Source organism: Candidatus Pelagibacter sp., from assembly GCF_052049935.1.
Lineage (GTDB): Bacteria > Pseudomonadota > Alphaproteobacteria > Pelagibacterales > Pelagibacteraceae > Pelagibacter.
Map to the genome: position 1 here is coordinate 1 of NZ_JBNGZA010000020.1, position 24,178 is coordinate 24,178.

The 24,178-nt window shown below is 28.0% G+C and carries 22 protein-coding genes and 1 pseudogene; 14 read left to right on the forward strand and 9 right to left on the reverse strand.

Annotated features, from left to right (window positions below):
• From ACTT90_RS06980 to ligA, 4 genes and pseudogenes are all read left to right on the forward strand, one after another.
• Positions 1-306, forward strand: a 306-nt coding sequence (locus tag ACTT90_RS06980; RefSeq protein ID WP_440937509.1) for a hypothetical protein, incomplete at its 5' end; no start/stop codon positions are given.
• A gap of 64 nt (positions 307-370) precedes the next feature.
• Entirely contained in the window at positions 371-1,291 is a 921-nt protein-coding gene (lpxC, locus tag ACTT90_RS06985) for a UDP-3-O-acyl-N-acetylglucosamine deacetylase (RefSeq protein ID WP_440937510.1), read from the forward strand.
• Positions 1,292-1,318: 27 nt separating this feature from the next.
• Positions 1,319-2,158 carry an outer membrane protein assembly factor BamD gene (locus ACTT90_RS06990; protein WP_440937511.1) on the forward strand — a complete coding sequence of 280 codons (840 nt, stop codon included), beginning with the start codon at positions 1,319-1,321 and terminating at the stop codon, positions 2,156-2,158.
• A 1-nt stretch (position 2,159) separates the two neighbouring features.
• A pseudogene (ligA, locus tag ACTT90_RS06995) lies at positions 2,160-4,181 on the forward strand (NAD-dependent DNA ligase LigA).
• Here ligA and ACTT90_RS07000 read toward each other — a convergent pair.
• On the reverse strand, positions 4,173-5,867 hold the full coding sequence (locus ACTT90_RS07000; RefSeq protein WP_440937513.1) for a M24 family metallopeptidase: 1,695 nt from the start codon (positions 5,865-5,867) through the stop codon (positions 4,173-4,175). The pseudogene ligA and the gene ACTT90_RS07000 overlap by 9 nt on opposite strands.
• On the reverse strand, positions 5,864-7,900 hold the full coding sequence (locus ACTT90_RS07005; protein ID WP_440938065.1) for an ATP-dependent helicase: 2,037 nt from the start codon (positions 7,898-7,900) through the stop codon (positions 5,864-5,866). Before ACTT90_RS07005 ends, ACTT90_RS07000 begins: the two co-directional genes overlap by 4 nt.
• Positions 7,901-7,933: 33 nt before the next feature.
• Between ACTT90_RS07005 and ACTT90_RS07010 the strand changes: the two genes are divergently transcribed.
• The gene (locus ACTT90_RS07010; RefSeq protein ID WP_440938051.1) at positions 7,934-9,430 is read left to right on the forward strand and encodes a hypothetical protein; all 1,497 of its coding nucleotides are present in this window, start codon (positions 7,934-7,936) and stop codon (positions 9,428-9,430) included.
• On the opposite strand, the gene fumC is transcribed toward ACTT90_RS07010, so the two are convergent.
• Entirely contained in the window at positions 9,425-10,813 is a 1,389-nt protein-coding gene (gene fumC, locus ACTT90_RS07015; protein WP_440937515.1) for a class II fumarate hydratase, read from the reverse strand. The two genes, ACTT90_RS07010 and fumC, sit on opposite strands and share 6 nt — an antisense overlap.
• 56 nt (positions 10,814-10,869) lie before the next feature.
• On the opposite strand from fumC, the gene ACTT90_RS07020 reads away from it, so the two are divergent.
• A complete protein-coding gene (locus ACTT90_RS07020; protein ID WP_440937516.1) occupies positions 10,870-11,244 on the forward strand; it encodes a phosphoribosyl-ATP diphosphatase in 375 nt (124 codons plus the stop codon).
• Here the strand turns inward: ACTT90_RS07020 and ygfZ are convergent.
• Positions 11,234-12,121, reverse strand: coding sequence for a CAF17-like 4Fe-4S cluster assembly/insertion protein YgfZ (ygfZ, locus tag ACTT90_RS07025; protein WP_440937517.1), 888 nt, complete (start codon positions 12,119-12,121; stop codon positions 11,234-11,236). The two genes, ACTT90_RS07020 and ygfZ, sit on opposite strands and share 11 nt — an antisense overlap.
• Positions 12,122-12,164: 43 nt before the next feature.
• Here ygfZ and ACTT90_RS07030 point away from each other — a divergent pair, with 43 nt between their 5' ends.
• Positions 12,165-13,472: a dihydroorotase gene (locus ACTT90_RS07030; protein WP_440938052.1), complete on the forward strand. Its 1,308-nt coding sequence runs from the start codon at positions 12,165-12,167 to the stop codon at positions 13,470-13,472.
• Here the strand turns inward: ACTT90_RS07030 and ACTT90_RS07035 are convergent.
• On the reverse strand, positions 13,465-13,797 hold the full coding sequence (locus tag ACTT90_RS07035) for a DMT family transporter (protein ID WP_440937519.1): 333 nt from the start codon (positions 13,795-13,797) through the stop codon (positions 13,465-13,467). The genes ACTT90_RS07030 and ACTT90_RS07035 overlap by 8 nt on opposite strands.
• The gene (locus ACTT90_RS07040) at positions 13,790-15,691 is read right to left on the reverse strand and encodes a propionyl-CoA synthetase (protein ID WP_440937520.1); all 1,902 of its coding nucleotides are present in this window, start codon (positions 15,689-15,691) and stop codon (positions 13,790-13,792) included. The genes ACTT90_RS07035 and ACTT90_RS07040 overlap by 8 nt, the downstream gene beginning before the upstream one ends.
• A 213-nt stretch (positions 15,692-15,904) precedes the next feature.
• Here ACTT90_RS07040 and ACTT90_RS07045 point away from each other — a divergent pair, with 213 nt between their 5' ends.
• The 4 genes from ACTT90_RS07045 (at position 15,905) to ACTT90_RS07060 (ending at position 18,718) form a co-directional block, all read left to right on the forward strand.
• Positions 15,905-16,672 (forward strand): bacteriorhodopsin-like, encoded by a 768-nt coding sequence (locus ACTT90_RS07045; protein ID WP_014952819.1) that lies wholly within the window; start codon positions 15,905-15,907, stop codon positions 16,670-16,672.
• Between the two features lie 86 nt (positions 16,673-16,758).
• Positions 16,759-17,079, forward strand: coding sequence for a 2Fe-2S iron-sulfur cluster-binding protein (locus ACTT90_RS07050; protein ID WP_440937521.1), 321 nt, complete (start codon positions 16,759-16,761; stop codon positions 17,077-17,079).
• Positions 17,079-18,095, forward strand: a complete 1,017-nt coding sequence (locus ACTT90_RS07055; protein WP_440937522.1) for an NAD(P)/FAD-dependent oxidoreductase — start codon at positions 17,079-17,081, stop codon at positions 18,093-18,095. Before ACTT90_RS07050 ends, ACTT90_RS07055 begins: the two co-directional genes overlap by 1 nt.
• Entirely contained in the window at positions 18,092-18,718 is a 627-nt protein-coding gene (locus ACTT90_RS07060; RefSeq protein ID WP_440937523.1) for a glutathione S-transferase family protein, read from the forward strand. Before ACTT90_RS07055 ends, ACTT90_RS07060 begins: the two co-directional genes overlap by 4 nt.
• A gap of 2 nt (positions 18,719-18,720) precedes the next feature.
• On the opposite strand, the gene ACTT90_RS07065 is transcribed toward ACTT90_RS07060, so the two are convergent.
• Positions 18,721-19,272 (reverse strand): TraR/DksA family transcriptional regulator, encoded by a 552-nt coding sequence (locus ACTT90_RS07065; RefSeq protein WP_440937524.1) that lies wholly within the window; start codon positions 19,270-19,272, stop codon positions 18,721-18,723.
• Positions 19,273-19,354: 82 nt separating this feature from the next.
• Here ACTT90_RS07065 and ACTT90_RS07070 point away from each other — a divergent pair, with 82 nt between their 5' ends.
• The 3 genes from ACTT90_RS07070 to ACTT90_RS07080 are packed head-to-tail and all read left to right on the forward strand — an operon-like array spanning position 19,355 to position 22,447.
• On the forward strand, positions 19,355-20,743 hold the full coding sequence (locus ACTT90_RS07070) for a glycosyltransferase family 39 protein (RefSeq protein ID WP_440937525.1): 1,389 nt from the start codon (positions 19,355-19,357) through the stop codon (positions 20,741-20,743).
• Positions 20,744-21,613, forward strand: coding sequence for a glycosyltransferase (locus ACTT90_RS07075; RefSeq protein WP_440938053.1), 870 nt, complete (start codon positions 20,744-20,746; stop codon positions 21,611-21,613). It begins immediately after the preceding gene.
• A 6-nt stretch (positions 21,614-21,619) separates the two neighbouring features.
• Positions 21,620-22,447 carry a heparin lyase I family protein gene (locus tag ACTT90_RS07080; protein WP_440937527.1) on the forward strand — a complete coding sequence of 276 codons (828 nt, stop codon included), beginning with the start codon at positions 21,620-21,622 and terminating at the stop codon, positions 22,445-22,447.
• Between the two features lie 4 nt (positions 22,448-22,451).
• On the opposite strand, the gene ACTT90_RS07085 is transcribed toward ACTT90_RS07080, so the two are convergent.
• Positions 22,452-23,729 (reverse strand): Y-family DNA polymerase, encoded by a 1,278-nt coding sequence (locus ACTT90_RS07085; RefSeq protein ID WP_440937528.1) that lies wholly within the window; start codon positions 23,727-23,729, stop codon positions 22,452-22,454.
• Positions 23,707-24,102 carry a LexA family protein gene (locus tag ACTT90_RS07090; protein WP_014952829.1) on the reverse strand — a complete coding sequence of 132 codons (396 nt, stop codon included), beginning with the start codon at positions 24,100-24,102 and terminating at the stop codon, positions 23,707-23,709. The genes ACTT90_RS07085 and ACTT90_RS07090 overlap by 23 nt, the downstream gene beginning before the upstream one ends.
• Positions 24,103-24,178: the final 76 nt, after the last annotated feature.

The following is a 24,178-nucleotide window of genomic DNA, read 5'->3' on the forward strand; positions in this document are numbered from 1 at the left end:
ATCTATGATAATCTGGAAACTGTACCAAATATCAGCGATTATGCTATTAATGTAAAATTTATATTCTTATCAAATCAAATAAAAGATAAATTAAGATCTAAATTCTTAGAACTTGAAGTTGAAATTGATAAATTTTATTCTACGGATACTTTAAGTGTAAGTTCTGTAGAGAATGCATATGATGTATGTGTCGCAGCAGCCAATCATTTTTTTTTTGATGATAATTTAGAGGTATCCTTGATTAAAAAAATACCAAAAAAAATGGCATTTTTTGAGAGATTTTTTCATTTTTTGAGTAGAGGTTAAATCGTATTTATTTGTAATATTTGTTGAGTTTAGAAAATAAGAAGAGGATTATACTTTGAGTTTAATGGAATTTCATAAACAAAAAACAATTAAAAAAACTATTTCTATAGCAGGCGTTGGTTTGCACTCTGGAAAACCAGTAAACCTTAAAATAAAACCTTCAAATCCAAATTCTGGAATAGTGTTTGTAAGAACTGATTTAAAGCAAGATAATATAGTCATACCTCACGTTAACAATGTTTGTAGCGCTGTGTTATGCACTACCATATCAAATAGTCATGGTGTTAAAGTATCGACTTTAGAACATTTAATGGGAGCATTTTTTGGTCTTGGTATTGATAATGCCATAGTTGAATTGGATAATGAAGAAGTTCCAATTATGGATGGTTCAGCAAAAGTATTTGTGAACGAAATATTAAAATCTGGAATAGAAACAACACAGTCTCCAATCAAAGTTATAAGATTAAATAAAAAAGTAGAGTTTCACGATGGCAAAAAATCCATATCAATAGAACCTAGTAAAATAAATTTAGAAATAGATTTTGAATTAAAATATGAGAATAAACTAATTGGAAATCAAAGAAATAGACTTTTAGTTTATGAGGATGACTTAACTGATACATTTAATTCAAGAACATTTTGTTTATTTGAGGATATTGAGAAGCTAAGAGCCAATGGTCTAGCTAGAGGAGGATCTCTAGAAAATGCAATTGTAGTGAAAGATGAAAAAATTTTAAATAATGGTGGCTTGAGAAATGAGAATGAATTTGTAAATCACAAAATTTTAGATTGTATGGGTGATATATATTTATCTGGTTATAAAATAATTGGAAAAATAGTTTGTTCACAAGGTGGTCATAAATTGACAAATGATTTACTTCGAAAAGTATTTGAAAACAAAGAAAACTACTCAATCACAGAAATAAACGAGAAAAATTTACCTCATACGTTTTTCAATAAGTATCTCTATAAATCTATAGCATAAAAATTTTAATCAATTATTAATGTTGGTATGAAATTTTTAATTATTTTTTTCTCAATAGGTCTTTTTTTATCAACAAGTTCTTGCGGAGGAAAAAAAGAGAAAAAAATAGTACTACAAGAAAAAAATCTTGAAGAACAAATGGTCGAGGCATATCAAGCTGGTGTTACAGCCTTGGAAGAAGGAGATGTTTTGTTTGCAGCTAAAAATTTTAATATAGTTGAAAATATTTATCCCCAATCTATTTGGGCACCAAGATCTGTTCTGATGGCAGCTTATTCATACTATATTCAAGATTATTATGGAGATGCAATTTTTGAGTTAGATAGATTTATAAAAAAATATCCTAATAGTAAAAACATTTCTTATGCATATTTTTTGCTCGCAACTTGTTATTATGAGCTTATTATAGATGAGACTAAAGATTTATCTCCTTTATTAAAATCTAAAAAAAATTTTATTCATATTATTGAAAATTATCCTGATACAGATTTTGCCTTGGATGCAAAATTTAAATTATTGTTAATTGATAATATTCTAGCATCAAAAGAAGTCTATATAGCAAGATACTATTTACAGAGAGAAAAATGGATACCTGCATTAAATAGATTTAAAAATGTGATAAATAATTATGGCCAGACAGAGTATGTGGAAGAATCATTGCATAGACTTGTAGAAATTTACTTCAAACTCGGATTGATTGATGAGTCTAAAAAATACGCTAGTCTTTTGGGTTATAATTATCAATCAAGCGATTGGTATAAAAAAACCTATAAAGTTTTTAATAGAGATTATGATAATCCAATAAAGAAAATTAAGAAAGACAAAGGAAGTAAACTGTTAAAAAAATTTAAATCATTATTTGATTAAGATGAGTCAAAATAAGATTAAAGAAAATTATAAAAAAAAAATTTTAGAATTAAAAAAACATAATAAGTCCTATTATAACGACAATTCTCCAAAAGTTTCAGACGCTGAATATGATGCTATAAAAAAAGAAATATTAGATTTAGAGAAAAAATTCGATTTTTTAGATGATCCTAATTCTCCATCTAAAACTGTTGGTTTTAAACCATCAAAAAATTTTAAGAAAGTTAAGCATAAAGTGCCAATGCTTTCTCTTGCCAATGCTTTTGATGAAGAGGATTTAGTTAATTTTGAAAAAAAAATCAAAAACTATTTAGATTTAGATTATAATCACGAAATTGAGTATTCAATTGAGCCTAAAATAGATGGTATTTCAGCATCTTTAACTTATGTAAACGGTAATTTAATTCAGGGTTTATCACGAGGTGATGGAAGTGAAGGAGAAGACATCACTAAAAACTTACTTACAATTAAAGATATACCAAAACACATAAATTCCAAAGATTTTCCATTAGAGATTGATATTAGAGGTGAAGTTTTTATTAAGAACAATGACTTTAGAAAATTGAGCTCAAAGTTTGCCAATCCAAGAAATGCTGCGTCTGGTTCTTTAAGACATTAAGATCCAAAAGCAACATCAACGATACCTTTAAAATTTATCGCTTACACATATGGTTATGAAAAAGGATTGAAATCTGAAAAACAAACTGATTTTATCAAACTTTTAAAAAAATGTGGATTTAAAACCAATCCTTATAATAAAAAAATTTCAGGTATAAAAAAATTAGTTTCAAATCATAAATTATTTGAAAAAGAAAGATCAGAGATAGAATTTGATATTGATGGACTTGTTTATAAAATAAATGACTTTAAATTACAAAAAAGATTAGGTTTTGTAGCAAATGCTCCTAGATGGGCAATTGCTCATAAGTTTGCAGCAAATAACGCTGTCTCAAAGATTACTAATATAGAAATTCAAATTGGAAGAACAGGAGCATTAACTCCTGTTGCTAAGATAAATCCTGTAAATATTGGGGGTGTTGTTGTTTCAAATGCAACTCTCCATAATGAAGATGAAATTAATCGTAAAGACATAAGGATAAATGATACAGTAGTAATTGAAAGAGCTGGAGATGTAATACCTCATGTTTTGTCTGTTGATTTGAGCAAAAGACCTAATAATTCCAAGCAGTTTAGTTTTCCAGAAAAATGTCCCTCATGTGGATCTAGTACTATTAAAGAGTTTAATATTACCACAAAAAAAAAAGATGCAGTTAGAAGATGTACTAGTCAAGGATTTGAATGTGAAAAAATGTCGATAGAAAAGTTAAAACATTTTGTTTCAAAAGAAGCATTTAATATAGAAGGATTAGGAAAAAAAATCATAGAGGATTTTTGGAATAAAAAAATAATTAGATATCCTCAGGACATTTTTAATTTAAATTTCAATTTGATTAAAAAATTAGAAGGATGGGGGAATTTATCAGTATCTAATTTAAAATATTCAATTGATTTAAAAAGAACAATTGATTTTGACAGATTCATATTTTCACTTGGTATAAGACATATAGGTTTAGAAAATTCAAAATTAATTGCATCATATTTAAAAATTCCACAAAAATTTTTTGATTTGTTTAAGGAAAATAAAATTATGGAACTTATAAATTTAGATGGTATAGGACAAACACAAATTAACTCATTAGAATTATTTTTTAAAAACTCAACTAATATAAAAATTTTAGATGAGTTAAAAAAAATACTTAACATTAACTCAATTAAATTAAAGAAAATTGATGGTAAACTAAGTAATAAAAGTTTTTTAATTACTGGTAAGTTAATTGGCATAAGTAGATCAGAAGTAAAATCTTTAATTGAAAATAATTCAGGTAAAATTTTAAGTAATGTAAATAAAAAATTAGATTTTCTAATAATTGGTGAAAAACCAACTCCTAAAAAAGTTAATTTAGCACAGGATTTAGATATTAAAATAATAACTCAAGATGAATTTAAAAAAATGCTAGATTAAACTTGCTAACCAACTTTTCTCTTTTTTACTTAGATATTTCGAATATTTTGAATAAATATCTAGATGATATTTGAATAAATAATTTTTCTCATTTTTGTTTAATAATTTGAAGTTAATAAGATCAATATCTATTGGTGCAAATGTTAAATTTTCAAATCTTAAATTTTTTTTGTCTTTTTTGATATATATTAAATTTTCAATTCTAATTCCAAATTCATTCTCTTTATAGTAACCAGGCTCATTACTTATTATCATTCCTTCTTTTAGTTTGATTTTGTTATATTTAGAAATAGATTGTGGCCCTTCATGTACATTTAAGAAAAATCCTACTCCATGTCCAGTTCCATGAGCATAATCTAATCCTACTTCTGTAAGATATTTTCTTGCTCTTCCATCAATTTTTTTTCCATTGTCATATTTTTTTAAATCACTTTGATACACAGCAATATGACCTTTTAAAACTCTTGTAAAAATATTTTTAATTTTTGGGTGAGGTGAATTAAAACAGATTGTTCTGGTAACATCTGTTGTTCCATATTTATATTGTCCACCAGAATCAAAAAGAAAAATTTCTTTTCGATTTAACCATCTACAATTTTTTGGTTCTGCTCTGTAGTGAACTATAGCTCCATTTTTACCAGATCCTGCTATTGTATTAAAGCTAGGATAAAGATATTTCTTACTTTTTTTTCTAAAGCTTTCTAATTTTTTTTCCGCATCAATTTCATTAATTTTTTTTTTGTTATGTTTTATCCAATATATAAATTTTGTTAACGCTAATCCATCTTCATTATGAGTTTGAATCATATGATTAATTTCTGAATGATTTTTAATTGCCTTAAATTCATAAATCGGGTCATCTTTTTTTAATACCCTAAATTTTTTGTTTATTAAATTTTCATAAAATAAAGAGCAAGAACTTGAGTCTATTACAAAAGTTCCTTTCTTAAGCTTATTTATACATGACTCAATTTCATGTAATTTAGCAAATTGATTATTATTTATTGTTTTATCATTTATAATTTTGCTAATTTTATATTTGTCAGAAAAAAACAAAATTTTTTTTTCTTTTGTAACTATTACTTGACTATTAGGAATTGGAGAATTTGGATTATCATTTCCTCTTATATTGAGGAGCCAAGCGACATTTTCAGGTGCAGTTACAAAAAGATAGTCAGCACTTATATTTTTTAGAAATTTTGCAACCCTACTAATTTTTGAACTTTTAGTCTCACCAGTGATAATTCCAGGAATTGAAAAAAAATTTTTACTTTTTTTTGTTTTAATCGAAATAACTTTATCAGTTAAGTTATCATCTAATTCTTTAATCTTTATTTTTTTTGAAAACAATCTTTTTATTGTTTTTTTTGTAAAAATTTTTGGATCCAATCCTAGTCTTATATTTTTTAATACTCTGTTTGGTGGATTGTTTGTTATGTCTAAAATCTTAAAAAACTTACCTGACTGATTTTTTGCTTGAATTGTATATCTTCCATCCACAAATAAAAAATTTTGATTTTTTGTGATGATTGCCAGACCTGCAGAACCACTAAAGTTTGAAATTTTCTTTAATCTATCAAATTGATCAAATTCAGAAAAAAACTCATCATTTTTTGGAATTACATAACCATCGATTTTATATTTTTCAAAATAGTTTTTTAATTTTAAAATTTTACTTCTAATCATTTAATTCTTTTTTGATATCTTATCCAGCCAGGACTTCTATAATCATCATCGTTATCAAAATCTTGATTAAATTCAAAATCATCTTCTTGGATAAAATCTTGATTGTTAAAATTATTTTTTTCAACAAAATCTTCTGGTAACTCATCAATAAATCTAGATGCTAAACTATCCATCCAATCTCCTTGGTAAAATCTATTCATTGAAAATGAAATGTTGGCAATTTTTTTTGCTCTAGTAATCCCTACATAAGCTAAACGTCCATCTTCCTCTAATCCGTTTTGCCCCTTTTCTTCAATTGACTTTTGATGAGGAAATAATCCTTCTTCCCAACCAGGAAGAAAAATAACATCAAATTCTAATCCTTTTGCAGCATGCATGGTCATCATATTAACTTTTTCACCTTCCCAATCTTGATCAATTGAGGTTGCCAATGATACATGTTCCAAAAAGCTTTCAAGATTATCAAACTCCTTCATTGCGTTTAAAAGTTCTTTGATATTCTCTAATCTATTTTCATTTTCTAAATCTTTTTTGTTTTTAAGCATTGAGGAGTAGCCTGACTCATCCAATATAATTTGCAAAAGTTTAACATGACTAATTTTTTTGACTAATAATTCATATCGCCATTTTTCTAACAAGGTTAAAAATGAGCTCAGCCCAATTTTAGTTTTTGGTTTAATCAAGTTTAATTCAATTAATTGCTTTGATGATTTTTCTAAACAAATTATATTTTTTTTTGAATGTTCGTGAATTTGTTTAATTGTATTATCTCCAATAGCTCTTTTTGGATTATTTACAATTCTTTCAAAGGCTAGATCATCCTTATCTTGAAAAACAATTCTTAAATATGCAATACAATCTTTAATTTCAGCTCTTTCATAGAATTTAGTTCCCCCAATAATTCTATACGGTAATCCAATTTTTAAAAATCTTTCTTCAAATTCTCTAGTTTGAAATATTGCTCTAACTAAAATAGCAATATTGTTATACGAATATTTTTTTTTTATATTTTGTTCTATTTCATCTGAAATTCCAATAGCTTCTTCTTTTCCATTTTTATAACAGTTTAGCTTAATAAGTTCTCCTTCATCTTTTGTTGATTTTAGTGTTTTTCCAACTCTATTTTGATTATTAGATATCAAAGAAGATGCAACATTAAGTATATTTTGTGTAGATCTATAATTTTCCTCTAATCTTATTACTTTTGTATTTTTGTAGATTTTATCAAATTCTAAAAAGTTTTTTATTTCTGCACCTCGCCAACTATAAATTGACTGATCATCATCACCTACACAACAAATATTTTGATCTTTATTTACTAAAAGATTAAGCCATTTACTTTGTATAAAATTTGTGTCTTGATATTCATCTACTAAAATATATTTAAAATTTTTATTATAAATTTCTTTAATATCCGTATTATTTTCTAAAATTTTTACTGTATGAAGAATTAGATCACCAAAATCACAAGAATTTAGTTCAACTAATTTTTGTTGATAAATTTTATATATTGGAAGAGTAGTTTTTTCATAAATATCTTTTTTATTAAATTCCACATCCTGTGGATACAAACCTTTATTTTTCCATTTATCAATGATGCCAAGTATAAATTTTGGAGAAAGTTGTTTTGTATCAATATTTTCAGCTTTACAAATATTTTTGATTAATCTGATTTGATCATCAGTATCAACAATTGTAAAATTGTAGTTTAAATTTGCAGCCGCAGCATGTTTTCTCAAAAGTTTTGCACATATTGAATGGAAGGTTCCCAACCAAGGTAAACTAGTTGCTTCGGTTTTGAGAATTTGACTAATTCTATATTGCATTTCCTTAGCAGCCTTATTAGTAAAAGTGACAGCTAATATTTGATTGGGAAAAGCTTTATTTTGTTTAATTAAGTTAGCTATTCTTGAGGTTAAAACTTTTGTTTTTCCTGATCCAGCGCCCGCAACAATTAATAAAGGCCCATCTAAATGAGAAACAGCATTTTTTTGCGCATTATTGAGATTTTTTAGAAATTCAGAGTTTATCATTTGTAATAATTTAATATAAACCATTTATAACTAATGATTAAATTTTCAACACCCTCAAAGAAAGAAATATTCAACTTATTAAAAAAATTTAATGATTTTTTAGCTAATAATCTAAGTACTTTAAATTTAAAAAATTTCAGACAATGGTTCAAATCTTTAATTTATGATCGAAGATTTCACATAACAATTGCTATAATTATACTCTCAGTTTTTGCTCATTTATCAGCCCCAGCTTTTTATCAGAATAAATGGGTTTTAAGTAAAATTAAAAAACAGCTTGAAACTGAGTTTGATTTTAATTTTGTACTTCCAGAAAAAGTAAATTACTCAATGTTCCCAGTTCCAAGTTTTCATTTAAAAAATGTTGAACTTATTCATGACAATAAAAGAATTAGTAAAATTAAATTAATGAAATTACATTTATCGTATAATAAATTTTTTGATAAAGAAAAAGTTAACATCCAAAATATATATGTAGAAGACTCGCAAATTGAAATTTATAATAACGATATTAAAGAATTTTTTAACTTTTTTGATAAAGAGATTAATAACAAAAAACTATTTTTAAAAAATAATAAATTTTTTTTTAAATCAAAATCAGACGAAATTTATGCAATTTTAACCTCAAAGGAAAGCAAATCATACTTTGATCAAATCAATTTTAAAAATACTTTAAATTTTAAAGGTGAGATTTTTAATAATCCTTTAAAAGTTAATCTCTTAAATGATTATTTAAAAAAAAAGACTGATTTAAATGTAGAATTAAAAAAAATTGGAAAAAAATTCAATTTAAAATTAGATTATTTGAACAAACCTAATATCGCCATTTTTGAATTGCAAGATGGTTCGAATTCTTATGTTTCAAATATAAAGTTAGGTAAAAATAATCTAGTCTTTGATTCAAATCGGAAAATTAATGATAAAAGTTTTTATAAAGGATTTGTAAATTTTAAACCATTTTATTCAGATATTGAAATTAATTTAAGAAATTTTGATTTATCTAATTTGATTGACTTAAATGGAATTTTTTTACAAATTTTAAATTCAGAAATAATAAGTAATCCTAATTTAAATTATAAAATAGAATTAAATTCTGAAAAAATAAAAAATCATAGACTTTTAAGAAATCTAGATTTGTGTCTTAATTACGATCAAAAAAATTTTAACTTTGATAAATCTAAAATCATTTTTGATGATAATGTTGAAATGAACATTATCGAAAGCAAATATACCTCCGATGAAAATGGAAATTTTCTTTCTGGTAAAATCAATCTTTTAATTAAAAATGACAAAAATTTGTATAAGTTTTTTCAATCAAAAAAACAATTTAGAAAACCACTAAAAAAAATAAGTTTATCTTTTGAATTTAACTTTAATAGTTCTAATTTAACGATAAATAAAATTGAACTTAATGATAAAAGTAATGAAAAAATTGAAGATATAATTAAGAATTATAAAAACAAAGAATTAAAAAATTTAAGAAGACTAGAAATAAAAAATTTATTTAATGAAGTTATAGCAACATTATGATGGTTTTATCATTTTAGTTGGGTCGACAATTTTTTCATATTCTTTTTCACTAATTAAATTTAATTTGAGGGTTTCTTCTTTTAGAGTTGTATCGTTTTTTAATGCTGTCTTAGCTATTTTTGCCGCATTATCGTAACCAATGTAAGGTGCTAGTGCAGTTACTAACATTAGTGAATTATCTAAATGAGCTTTTATTTTTTTACGATTGGCTTTAATTCCTTTGACACAATAAATTGAAAAGTTTTTTGAACTATCAGCCAAAAGATCAATCGACTGTAAAATATTATGAGCCATCATTGGTTTAAAAACATTGAGCTCGAAGTGTCCGTGAGTACCAGCTAGTGTTATTCCTGTATGATTTCCAATTACTTTTACACATACCATTGTAACTGCCTCACATTGAGTTGGGTTTACCTTGCCAGGCATTATAGAAGATCCAGGCTCATTTTCGGGTAAAATTAGTTCTCCATATCCAGCTCTTGGACCTGATCCCAAAAACCTTATATCGTTAGAAATTTTCATTAATGCTACCGCACAAGTATTCAATGCTCCTGAAAAATTGACTATCGCATCATGAGCTGCAAGTTCTGCAAATTTATTTGGAGCTGGTTTAAAAGGCAATTTTGTAAATTTTGATATTTCTTTTATAATTTTTTTATCAAAGTTTTTTTTTGAATTTATTCCAGTACCAACCGCAGTACCACCCTGAGCTAGAAAATAAATTTCCTTTAAAGCAATTTCTATTCTTTCAATACTTTTTTTTAGTTGAGTATGGTATCCAGAAAATTCCTGACCTAACGACAAAGGTGTTGCATCTTGTAAATGAGTTCTACCAATTTTGACAATATTTTTAAATTCTTTTACTTTTTTTTTAAGATCTTTTTCTAAAATTTTTAAGCTTGGTAATAGTTTTTTTGTTGTTTCTTCAGCAACTGATATGTGTATAGCAGTTGGAAAAACATCATTTGTTGATTGAGATTTATTTACATGGTCATTAGGATGAACTGGTTTTTTTGTTCCTTTTTTTCCACCCAAAATTTCTATCGCCCTGTTTGCAATCACTTCATTTACATTCATATTTGTCTGAGTTCCTGAACCAGTTTGCCAAACTTTTAGAGGAAAATGTTCATTAAGCTTGCCTTTAATTACTTCATCAGCTGCTTTAACTATTGTATTAGATATTTTTTTATCTATTAGTCTATCTTTGGCATGAACCAAAGCAGCACATCTTTTGATTATTGCAATCGATTTTATAATTGAAGGGTTAACTAAAATTTTTCCAATATTAAAAAACTTATTTGAACGTTCTGTAGAAGCTCCCCAATATTTTTCTGCAGGAACTTGAATACTACCAATGCTGTCAAATTCTTTTCTAGTTTTCATTTTTGAATATTATTACTTAGGTATATATTAAATATATCAATTCTAATAGGAGTAAAATGACAAATTTTAAAAAAGTAAAAATATTTATGGAAACTTTTGGACAAGAGGTAAAAAATAAACCATCTTTGAGTTCTGAAAAAATTAATAGTTTGAGACTTTCTTTAATACAAGAAGAATTAGATGAGCTTAAAAAAGCAATACAAGATAAAGATATTGTTGAGGTTGCAGATGCGTTAACAGATATATTGTATGTTACGTATGGAGCTGGTCATGCGTTTGGTATTGATTTGGATCAATGTTTTAATGAAGTTCAAAATTCTAACATGAGTAAATTAGGAGATGATGGAAAACCTATTTATAATGAAAATGGAAAAGTTATGAAAGGTCCAAATTATTTTAAGCCTGATTTATCAAAATATATTAAAAGTTAATCCAATATGGTTTATTTATTTTTAATGAACCACTTTCAGTAATTAAATTTGTTGTATCTAGATTTAATTCTTTAAATTTAATTAGTCCAAATGGATAACTGCCATCTATTAAAACTTTTCCAATTTCTTTACCTTCAAAATTAATAATATCATTCTCTTTAATTGAGCCATTAATTAGCTCTAAAGAAAATAATCTTTTTGATAGTTTATCTTTGTGCTTAATTCTCGCAGTGTTTTCTTGTCCTACAAAACATCCTTTTTTATAATCTATTCCATTAAGTTCTTCATAATTACATTCGGCACCAAAAAGTTTGTTTTGTAATTTATTTAAGCCCAAGGGTACAATTCCTAATTTATGAGATAATGTATAATATTCAGATGTATCTGAGCTTTTTAGTTTAAGTTTTTTTAAAGATAAATAGAGCTTCTCCAAATTGATAATAAGCCTCGCTCCCAGATCCTGGTTTCTTGGATCTAGTAAAATTGGATCCTCTCTGTATTTGATAGTATGACCTAAAATTTGTTTTGCATCATTAAATTCTAAAAATTTTTTTAAGCTGAAAGCTGCTACTACAAATTCATTACTCAAATTCATTAAATCTACTTTTGATCTTAATTTATATAGGTTTAACTGTTTAAATAACTCTTCTGATTGAGATTTTTCACAATCAATAAAATAACCAGATTTGTGTTTAATTATAATAAACTCAAATAGAAATTTTCCTTGAGGAGTTAGTAAAGATGCGAAACAACTATTGTCATCTTTTACTTTTGACAAGTCATTACTTACTAGATTTTGTAAAAATTCATTACAGTCATCTCCTGAGACATATAAAATTGATCTATCTTCTAGTATGTAAACTTTTTCATTATTCATGATTGAACGAATAGTAATTATAATATAGGAACTAAATCACAAAATGTTAGATTTAATAATTAAAAATGGTGAGTGTTACATTGATAAAAATCTACAGAAAGTGGATATTGCAATAAAAGGTGGCTCAATCCATAAAATTGGAAAAATAGATGAAGAAGCAAATGAAATTTATGATGCTCAAAATCAAACAGTTTTACCAGGTTGTATAGATACACAAACTCATTTTAGAGAACCAGGATCAACAGATACTGAGGATCTACATTCAGGAAGCAGAGCTGCAATAGTAGGGGGTATTACAGCAGTTTTTGAAATGCCAAACACAAATCCACCTACATCAAACAAAAAAGAATTTCAAAGAAAGTTAGATCTTGCAAAAAATAGAATGTATTGCAATTACGCTTTTTATTTTGGTGCTACAGCAGATAACGCAAACGAATTAGCTGATTTAAAAAACTTAGAGGGTTGTTGTGGAATTAAATTATTTGCTGGTTCATCCACAGGAAACCTATTGGTTGCTAATGAAAAAGATATAGAAACAGTTTTTCAAAATGCCTCAAAGGTAGTTTCAGTTCATTCTGAAGATGAAGAAATTCTCATAAGAAATAAAAAATTAATTGAGAATGGTAATGTTCATTCACACCCAGTATGGAGAAGTGAAGAGTGTGCAATCTCATCAACTAGAAGAATAGTGAGAATAGCAGAAAGATTTAAAAAAAGAGCACACATACTTCATGTTACAACTAAACAAGAAGTTGATTTTTTATCACAACACAAAGGAGATATAACTTTTGAAATTACTCCACAGCATTTAACAATTTTCGCACCTGATTGTTATGACAAACTTGGAACTTATGCTCAGATGAATCCTCCAATAAGAGATAAATCACATTATGATCGATTATGGTATGCAGTTAAAAATAATATGAATGATACAATTGGATCAGACCATGCTCCTCATTTAAAAATAAACAAAAATAAAGAGTATCCAAACTCTCCATCTGGAATGCCAGGAGTTCAAACATTAATGCCAGCAATGTTAAATCATATTAATGAAGGCAGATTATCTCTTGCTCAATTAATTAATTTAGTATGCGAAAACCCTATAAAAATTTTTGGTATTCAAAAAAAAGGTTTTATCAAAGAAGGCTATGAGCCAGATTTCACAATTGTTGACATGAATAAAACTATTAAAATTGAAAATAAAAAAATCGAAAGCAAGTGTGCTTGGTCACCTTTTGATGGTTTTGAGTTCAAAGGAACTCCAGTAGCAACAATTATAGCAGGCAATATTAAAATGAAAGATGGAGAAATTATTGGAGAACCAGATGGTACTCCGTTAAAGTTTAATTAAGTTTTACAGCAAAACTGTTGACCAAAATAACTCCTAGAACTATTAAAAATAATCCAACAACAGCTTGCCAAGCTAAAGTTTGCTTAAAGAAAAAATATCCGAGAATTGCAATTGTAAATACTCCTAGTCCACTCCATGTAGCATAGACAATAGCAATAGGTATTTTATCCATTACAAATGTCATTAAGTAAAAAGAAGTTAAATAAAATAATGCAAGACAAACAGTAGGTAGAACTCTTGTAAAGTTATTTGATACTGGCAGTAACATTGTACCAGCTACTTCACAAAAGATAGCAACTAATAAAATTGCGTATGTTTTAACCATTATTTAAAATTTTATTATCAATAAGATCTTGTTTTATCTCATCAAGAATTACTGGATCATCAATAGTTGGTGGCATTTTATATTCAACATTGTCTGCGATCTTTCTTATTGTGCCTCGTAAAATTTTACCTGATCTTGTTTTAGGTAATCTCTTAATCACAATTGCAACTTTAAATGCTGCAACGGGACCAATTTTTTCTCTTACCATTTGAATACATTCTTTAGATATAGTGTCATTATCTTTTTCAACACCTGCTTTTAAAACTAATAAACCAATTGGCAATTGACCTTTTAACTTATCTGAAATACCAAGAACTGCGCATTCAGCTACAGACTGATGTTCTGACAAAACTTCTTCAATTGCTCCTGTCGATAATCTATGGCCCGCAACATTAATAATATCATCTGTTCTAGACATGATCCAAATGTAACCTTCATCATCAATATGACCTGCATCATAAGTTTGATAATAGCCTGGATAATTGCTCATATAATTTTCTTCATATCTCTTATCTGCATTCCAAAGAGTAGGGAATGTTCCAGGAGGCAATGGAAGTTTTACAACAATATCTCCCATTTCATTTGCTTTTGCTAAAGTTTGATCTGACTTTATTATTTGAACATCATAACCTGGAACAGCTTTACATGCTGAACCATATTTTGTTTTCATCATTTCAATTCCTGTACAATTTGAACTAATTGCCCAGCTAGTTTCTGTTTGCCACCAATGGTCTATGACCGGAATCTTAAGTAAATTTTCTGCCCATTTAATTGTATCTGGATCTGCTCTTTCTCCAGCTAAAAATAAACTTTCAAAACAATCTAAATTATATTTTGAAAAGAATTTTCCTTCTGGATCCTCTTTTTTAATTGCTCTAAATGCTGTAGGTGCTGTAAATAAAGATTTTACATTATACTCTGATATTATTCTCCAAAATGTACCTGCATCAGGTGTTCCTACTGGCTTACCTTCAAAAAGTACTGTAGTGCATCCTTTGAAGAGAGGTGCATATACTATGTAAGAGTGACCAACGATCCAACCAATATCACTTGCAGACCACCAGACATCATCTTCATTAATGTTATAAATATTTTTCATAGTCCATTTGAGAGCAACAATATGACCACCAATATCCCTTACAATACCTTTGGGAGTTCCTGTGGTTCCAGATGTGTAAAGTATGTATGCATAGTCATTTGCATTTATCTCAACACAATCTTGATCGTATGCATTTGAAAGTGACTCCTCCCAGCTAATTTCTAATGGAGCATTGAGTTTTACTTCATGACCTGGTCTTTGAAACAAAATCATCTTACTTATTTTATGTTTTGCTTGTTTGATTGCTTCATCTACCAGAGGTTTATATTCTACAGTTTTTCCTGGCTCGAAACCACACGATGCTGTAACTAAAAGCTTAGCTTTACTATCATCAATTCTACTTGCTAGCTCATTAGACGCAAAACCACCAAAGACTACAGAGTGAATTGCTCCTATTCTTGCACACGCAAGCATCGCAACAACTGCCTCCGGGATCATTGGCATATAAATTATTACCCTGTCTCCTTTTTTAACTCCTTGATTTGATAAAGCCCCAGCAAATTTTGAAACTTTTGACCTTAATTCTTCGTAAGTGAACTTACTTTTGTTACCTGTAATTGGACTATCGTAGATTAAAGCAGTTTTTTTTCCTTTACCCTGATCAATGTGAATATCTAGTGCGTTATAACAAGTATTAGTTACTCCATCTTCGTACCATTTATAAAACGGAGGGTTAGATTTATTTAAAATTTTAGTGGGTTTTTTAAACCAAAAGACATCATTTGCTGCTTCTTTCCAAAAATTTTCAGGTTCTTTGATGGATTTTTCATAAACTTTACTGAATTTTTCTGACATAATTAATTTGATTCGATTTTGCTTATTTTTAAGATTTTTAACTTTAAAATTGTATTTAAATTTAAAAAACAAGTAAAATCAACGAAAAATAATCAAATTAATTCTTCAATAAACTAAATTTATTTGCTATTTAACCCCAACTTTGGCTTAGGGAAGCCTAAGCTTAGTTTATATAAACTAATAAATAAAAACTAACGAAAGAGGGAGTTTTTTATGAAAAAACTTAAATTGTTTGCTCTTACAGCTGTTGCTCTTATGGGTGTTACAGGTGTAGCAAACGCTGAAACTGTCATGTTAGCACAGGATGATTTCGTAGGAATTTCATTTTGGCTAGTTTCAATGGCATGTTTAGCTTCTACTGTATTTTTCTTCTTAGAAAGAAGTTCAGTACCAGCTGGATGGAGAGTTTCAATGACAGTTGCTGGTCTAGTAACTGGTATTGCATTCGTACACTACATGTACATGAGAGATGTATGGATCATGACTGGTGACTCACCAACTGTATACAGATACATTGACTGGTTAATTACAGTACCTTTACTAATGCTTGAGTTCTACTTTGTATTAGCAGCAGTAAACAAATCAGATTCAGGAATTTTCTGGAGACTGATGATTGGTACATTAGTAATGCTTGTAGGTGGATACTTAGGAGAAGCTGGATACATCAACGCTACACTTGGTTTCATAATCGGTATGGCTGGTTGGGTATACATCCTATATGAAGTATTCTCTGGTGAAGCAGGTAAAAGAGCTGCTAAGAGTGGAAACAAAGCACTTGTTACTGCTTTTGGTGCGATGAGAATGATCGTTACTGTAGGTTGGGCGATCTACCCATTAGGTTACATTTTTGGTTACCTAACAGGTGGTGTAGATGCTAACTCACTAAACGTGATTTACAACGCAGCTGACTTCTTGAACAAGATCGCTTTCGGTCTAATCATTTGGGCAGCAGCTATGCAACAACCTGGTAGAGCTAAGTAATAAGTTTTACTAAGTTTAAATTTTAAGATAGGGCAGGTATTTAACCACATACTTGCCCTATTTTTTTTACATACTATATATAACTCATGACTAAGATAAATTACATCACACACGATAATCAAACTCATTCAATAGATATTCAAAATGGACTCACAGTGATGGAAGGCGCTGTTCAAAATGATATTCCAGGAATTGATGCTGACTGTGGTGGTGGCATGGCATGTGCAACTTGTCATGTTTATGTAAATGAGGAATGGTTAGAAAAACTTCCTGCAAAAGAGGATGGTGAGGAAGACATGCTTGATATGGCTTTTGAACCAAAACAAAACAGTAGATTAAGTTGCCAGTTAATTGTGTCAGATGAGCTAGAAGGTTTAACTGTTAGCATACCTTCAAAACAGGGATAATGATCAAAACAGATGTACTAATTATTGGAGCTGGACCAACAGGTTTATTTTGTGCTCATCAATTGGGTTTAATTGGATTGAAATGTGAAATAGTTGATAACCTTGATAAAGTTGGTGGCCAATGCATAGAACTTTATCCAGATAAACCAATTTACGATATTCCTGCAGTTCCTGAATGCACCGGCGAAGAGTTAACAAATAATTTAATTAAACAGATTAAACCTTTTAAAGTTCAATTCCATTTAAACGATAGAGTTGAAGAAGTTAAAAAAAATGGAAACATATGGAATGTAAAAACAAATAATCAAAAAGAATTTGAGGTATCTTCAATTGTGATTGCTGGTGGTGTTGGTTCGTTTGAACCAAGAAAGTTTCCTACAAAAGATATAGAGAAATTTGAGGGTAATAATTTATTTTATTCAGTAAAAGATAAATCAAAGTTTAAAGGAAAAAATGTTTCAATATTTGGTGGCGGGGACTCAGCTTTAGATTGGGCAATGGAACTTTCAAAAGAATGTAATATTAATTTAATTCATAGAAGAGATGGTTTTAGTGGCGCTGAAGCAAGTGTTCAAAAAGTAAAGGATCTTGCAGGCATTGGAAAAATAAACCTTTTTACTAAATATCAATTAGATTCAATACAAGGTAATGGATCAATAGATAGTATAAAAATAAAACATGATGATGGTGAAATAAAAGAATTAAAATCTGACTATGTGCTTGGTTTTTTTGGATTAATAATGCAATTAGGTCCAATTCTAGAATGGGAATTAAATATTAATAAAAAAACAATAGAAGTTAACACTGAAAATTTTGAAACCAATAAAGAAGGTATCTTTGCTATTGGAGATATATGTTCTTATCCAGGTAAACTAAAACTTATTCTATCAGGTTTTCATGAAGGTGCTCTTGCTGCAAGGGGATGTTTTAAATATGCAAGACCAGATGAAAAATTAAGGTTTGAATTCACAACCACATCTAAAACTGCTCAAGAAAGACTTGGTGTTAAAAAGTGATTGAGCTTCTAACAGCCAACACTCCTAACGGAAAAAAAATAAGTATTATGTTAGAAGAGATTGGTTATGACTACAAAGTCACCTTTATAGATATAAGCAGTGATGATCAATTTAAACCTAAATTTAAAAAGATAAGTCCATTTAGCAAAATACCTGTAATTAAAGATGTCAAAAATAATCAAACTATTTTTGAGTCTGGTGCAATATTGATTTATTTAGGTGAACAAAGTGGAAAGTTTTATAACGAAAAAGATAAAACAGAAATTAATCAGTGGTTAATGGCTCAAATGGGTTATGTTGGTCCCATGTTAGGGCAGCATCATCAATTCCATCATTATAATCCAGGGAAGAGTGAGTTTGGTGAACAGCGTTATTTCAAAATATCCAAAAGAATTTATGAAGAGCTTGATTCAAGATTGAAACTATCAAAGTTTTTAGCTGGTGAAGATTATACTATTGCGGATATTGCAACCTTTCCATGGATTGCTAGACATGAGTGGCATGATATTGGTCTTAAAAATTATAAGAACTTATCGAGATGGTACTCTGAGATAGCTTCAAGACCAGCGGTAATTAAAGGTTTTGATTTAATGAAAAGTGGTGAAGAAGTTCCTAAAGTTTAGACTTAGTCGTCTGCGTGAACTTTTTCTTCTTTTTCGTGTTTCTCTTGAGCAGCAATCGTGTATTTTGCTACAGGTCTGGCCATAAGTCTTTTAAGGCCAATTGGATCAGCTGTATCTAGACAGAAACCATAAGTTCCATCTTTAATTCTCATTAAAGCTTTATCAATTTCTGAAATTAATTTGATTTGTCTATTAATTGCTTTCATTTCCACATTTTTATCTAGATATGAATTTGCTTGATCCACAATATCAGCAGATATGCTGTTATCATCCATGCTTCCATTATAAAGAGCTTGATTATTTGCTTTAACTAATTCTTTTCTCCATTCTGTTAATCTCATTCTAAAAAATACCAAATGCTTTTCACACATATATTTTTCAGTATCTTTTGGCTCATAAGTTTTTGAGATTTTTACTGGTCCTTTTGGTGCAACTATTTTTTTAGCTGCAGCCTTAGGTTTTGTAGAAACTTTTGGTTTAGCAGAAACTTTAGTTTTTGGTTTTGCTTTAGTTTTTGTAACTTTTTTCTTTTTTGTTTTAGTTGCTTTAGGCATTCTGTAAATTTTGAATTGTGGGAGTATATTCAGCAGATTATTAGTGTCAAGAAAGACTAATTATTGTAAAAAATATAGATTAATGAATAGATATTACAAAAATATAGATAAATTATTTTACATTTTTTTATTATTCCATTTGGCTGTATGGACATTAGTACCATCTCTTACTAATCAAAATTTACCTCTAGATACAATTGAAGCTTTGGCTTGGAGTAGTAATTTAGATTGGGGCTTTAACAAACACCCACCAATGAGCGCTTTTTTTCCTGAGATATTTTATAGAATATTTGGACCTAATGATTGGGCTTTTTATTTTTTAAGTCAATTATTTGTAATAATTGCATTTTATTTTGTTTATAAATTTTCAATAGAAATCTTTAAGAATAAACCTTTAAGTTTTTTGTCAGTTATAGTTTTAGAGTCAATTTACTTTTATAATTTTACAACCCCAGAATTTAATGTAAATGTTTGCCAATTACCTTTCTGGTCACTTGTAGTTTATTATTCTTGGAAGATTTATAATGATAAAATAATTACTTTTAGAGATTGTGTATTAATCGGCTTATTCGCTGCTTTAGGTTTTTTATCTAAATATTTGTTTGTATATTTACTATTATCAATAAGTTTATTTTTCATATTTATTATTTTTTCAAAAAAAGAAAAAAAATTTGATTTTAAATATATTATTGTTTTAGAAGTTTTCTTAATTTTATTAGTGCCTCATTTTATATGGTTGAGCGAAAACAATTATATTACTCTTACATATGGATTGGCCAGAACTGGTTTTGAAGAAAAAGAATTAATTGATCATATCAAATATCCATTGTCTTTTATTGGAAAACAAATTGGAATATTAATTCCGTTTTTTTTATTAATTTTTACTTTAACTTCAAAAGTAAAATTTAAGATTGATAAAAAGAATAAGAAGTTAATCTTTTTAATTTTTATATCTGTATTACCGATATTTTTTATGTTTTTAACCTCACTTATTTCAGGTTCAAAGATAAGAACAATGTGGATGACTCCTTTTTATTTATTTTTTGGAGTTCTATTTATTGAGATCTATAAAAGACATATCAATTTAAAAAAATTAAATAAATTTTTTATAATATTTTTTATACTCTTGTTTTTATCTCCATCTTTGTATGGATATATTTCAATAACTAAAGATAACAAAAGAACAGATTATCCTGGGAAAGAAATTGCTGAATTAGTTGAGAGAAGATGGTCTAAAAATTTTTCAAATGAAATTAAATATGTGATAGGTGATGAATGGATTGCAGGTAATTTATCATATCACATGAGTTCAAGACCAATTTGGTTTCAGGACATAAAAGGAAAAGCGGACCAGCTAGACCCATCTGGTGGAATTGTTTATACTGGTAATGCGGATATCTTAAAGCAAGTTTGTCCAGGTGATTTTGGCAAAATTAAAAAACAAGGTTTTTGTATGATTGGTTCAAAATAAATGAAAATTAAGATTTTAATTCCTGTTTATAATGATTGGCAATCTGTGAGTAAGCTAATTAGTGAAATTGATGATTTAGCTAAAAATATAAATCATGAAATTTCAATCATAGTAGTAAATGATGCATCTACACACGATCGTGACCCCAACAATAATGAGCTTAATAATTTAATTTCAGTAAAAATCTTAAATATGAAAACTAACCAAGGTCATGCAAGGTGTATTGCAACAGGATTAAAATATATTTTAGAGAAAGATGAATTTGATTATATAATACCAATGGATGGTGATGGTGAAGATAGACCAGAAGAAATTAATGATTTTCTAAATAAAATTGAAAATAAAGATACAATTCCAATAATTGGTGAAAGAACTAAAAGATCTGAAAGTTTGTTGTTTAAGACTTGTTATCAAATACATAAATTAATTACATTAGTTTTCACTGGACAATCAATTAAATTTGGTAATTTCACTTGTTTACCAAAAACAATGGTTGAAAAAATGGTTAATGAAAAAGCTACATGGAATAGCTTTTCAGGATCTTTAAGAAAATTAGAAAAAAATTTGATTTCAATTCCATCAATTAGAGGTACTAGATATTTTGGACCTTCTAAGATGAACTTTTCTAGTTTAGTAAAGCACTCTCTTTCAATTATTAGTGTATTTAGAAAAGCAGTTTTGATACGTTCAGCTTTGTTTATAATTATTTATATTTTACTCATCAAAAATCATGCCTCTATAATTACTTTGATACCATTCTTATTCTTATTGTATTTAGTCTATTCAGTTTCAAATTTAGCTTTGAGCTGTCTTATGGATGAATTCAATAATTCTTTAAAAAATATAAAAGATATTACAAATCTAAAATAACTTACAATGAATAAAAAAATTATTTTTAAAATTTTAAGTTTTCTAATTATTTTTATCACATCTTTTTCTCAACAGTTGATTGCTAAAGAAATCACAAATATTCAATGGAAGAAAAGTGTGGCTAAAGGAAAAAACCTTTCTAACTTTAGAGAAACTGTCACTTCCCCAGCCTTGGGCAAAAAAGCATGGAAAATAACTTTATTACCGAAAGATTGTGGAAGAGATAATGATGGAAACTATTCTGACTGTAAAAATAATGGAAAAGATGCTGTTGTGGGGCATGGAGGAGGAGATAGAGCTAGAAGCGAATATTCTTCACCTAAAAAATTTACTGGCGAGAAATGGATTTCAGTAAGTATTTATTTACCCAAAGATTTTAAATCAGTTGAACCCGTAAGCACTTCTCTCTTTCAAATATATGAGTGGGGAAACACTAATCAGCAAAGACATCCAAGAATGATGTTAAGAGTAAAAAATGGAAATTTAGAACCAAGATATTTTGCTGTAAATGGAATGGACTCACCTGGATGGGTAAAGAAGGATCTTAAAATTGATGATATGAGGGAAAAATGGACTACAATTATATTTCACGCAAATATGACTAAGGACCCACTTAAAGGTTTTGTTAAAATGTATGTGAATGGTGAACTCTATAACGATTATGAGGGAAGAACTGGTTTTGGAGGAAAATTTTTTAATAAATTTGGCATTTATCACAGTTGGATTAGTAGATGGACAGAAGTTTATGGAGAGTATCCAACCCAAGTTGTTTATTATGACAACCTGTTTAGGACTCATAGTAAAAAAAAATTACTTAAATTAATTCAAAATTAATTATCTAAGCCCTGATTGTTGGTAAACAATAAAAATCAGCAGTATCTATTTTAGAAGAATAATTTCTTCTCATATTCCATTTTTTATGAACTCCTGCACTTGCAAGGCTTAGTGTAGATCTTCCATATCTATGATTAGTACTATCAATAGATCTCATTAGACTATTTATCTTTTCATCTTTTTCTGAAGAGAATAAATTTTTTCTTCCATCATCTTCTCTAAGTCCTGTTAACATTACACCTGCCTTTTGATATCGATAACCATTCCTGAATATACTTTCAAGTATTGCAACTGCTGTTTTAACAGTTTCAATACTGTTGTTAGTTGCAATCGGAAAATCAATTGTTTTTGAGTTTGAGTAATAACCATAATCTCTTTGAAACGGACTTGTTCTAACAAATACTGTAATTGCTTTTGCAACTAAAGACTCTGATCTTATTTTTTCAGATGCATTTAAACAGTAATTAGAAACAGCTTCTTTTAATTCTTGAAAAGTTTCTATTCTTTTCCCGAATGATCTTGATACAACACAACTTTTTCTTTTTGTTTGTGTTGTTTCTAAATTAACACAAGGAATGCCCCTAAGTTCCATTGCAGTCCTTGAACTTAAAACATTAGAGCATTTTTTAATCCAAGTGTTAGATTTATTTTTAAGTTGCTTAGCATTATAAATTCCATTTTTTTGATAAAATTTTGTAAGCTGTCTACCAACACCCCAAACATCATTAATTTCTATTTTTTCTAATATTGGATCCAAGTTTTCAATACCAATTAAACTTGTAACTCCAGATTGTTTTTTCTTTGCAATATGATTTGCAATTTTGCTTAAAGTTTTTGTCTTAGCAATTCCAATACTAGTTGGTATGCCTGTCCATTGTAGAACAGTTTCTCTAATTTCTTTTCCAACTCTTTCTACATCTTCATCAGAAAAATTTGATAAATCCATAAAAGCTTCATCAATTGAATAAACTTCTATTTGTGAATTAAATCTTTTTAGAGTTCTCATCACTCTTCTAGATAAATCACCATACAAAGAATAATTTGATGAAAAAACTTGAACATCATTTTTAATGATAATATTTTTTGCTTTAAAATAAGGCTCACCCATTTTAATACCTAAAGCTTTTGCTTCATTTGATCTTGAAATAATACAGCCATCATTATTTGATAAAACAACAACTGGTTTTTTTCTTATCTTAGGGTTGAATAATCTTTCACAAGAAACATAAAAAGAATTACAATCAACTAATGCTATCTTTTTAGTATGTTGAATGGATGACATAAGTTACAACCCCCCAAATAAAAATATCTTGTTCTTCATTAATTAAAATTCTGTCAGAAAACTCTTTTGATCCTGAAGTTAAAAATTTTTTATCTTTTTCTTGAACTAAAGTTTTAACAACTAGCTCATCATGAACATTTGCAATAACAGTTGAAAAATTTTTTGGTTTTAAACTTTTATCTACAACTAATAGATCGCCATCGTTGATACCAACATCCACCATTGATTTTCCTTGAACCCTGATAATAAAAGTGGCGGGAACGTTTTTTATTAGATGCATATTAAGATCAATATCTTCTTCGATGTAATCAGTTGCAGGAGAGGGAAATCCAGCGCCTGCTTTATGTAAGTAATATGGAATAGTTAATTTCATGTTCTTGTTTTGTTCTCTTTTATAGACTATTTATTCAATACACTCAATAGGTTGTATTTTGAGTCCGTAATTGAAT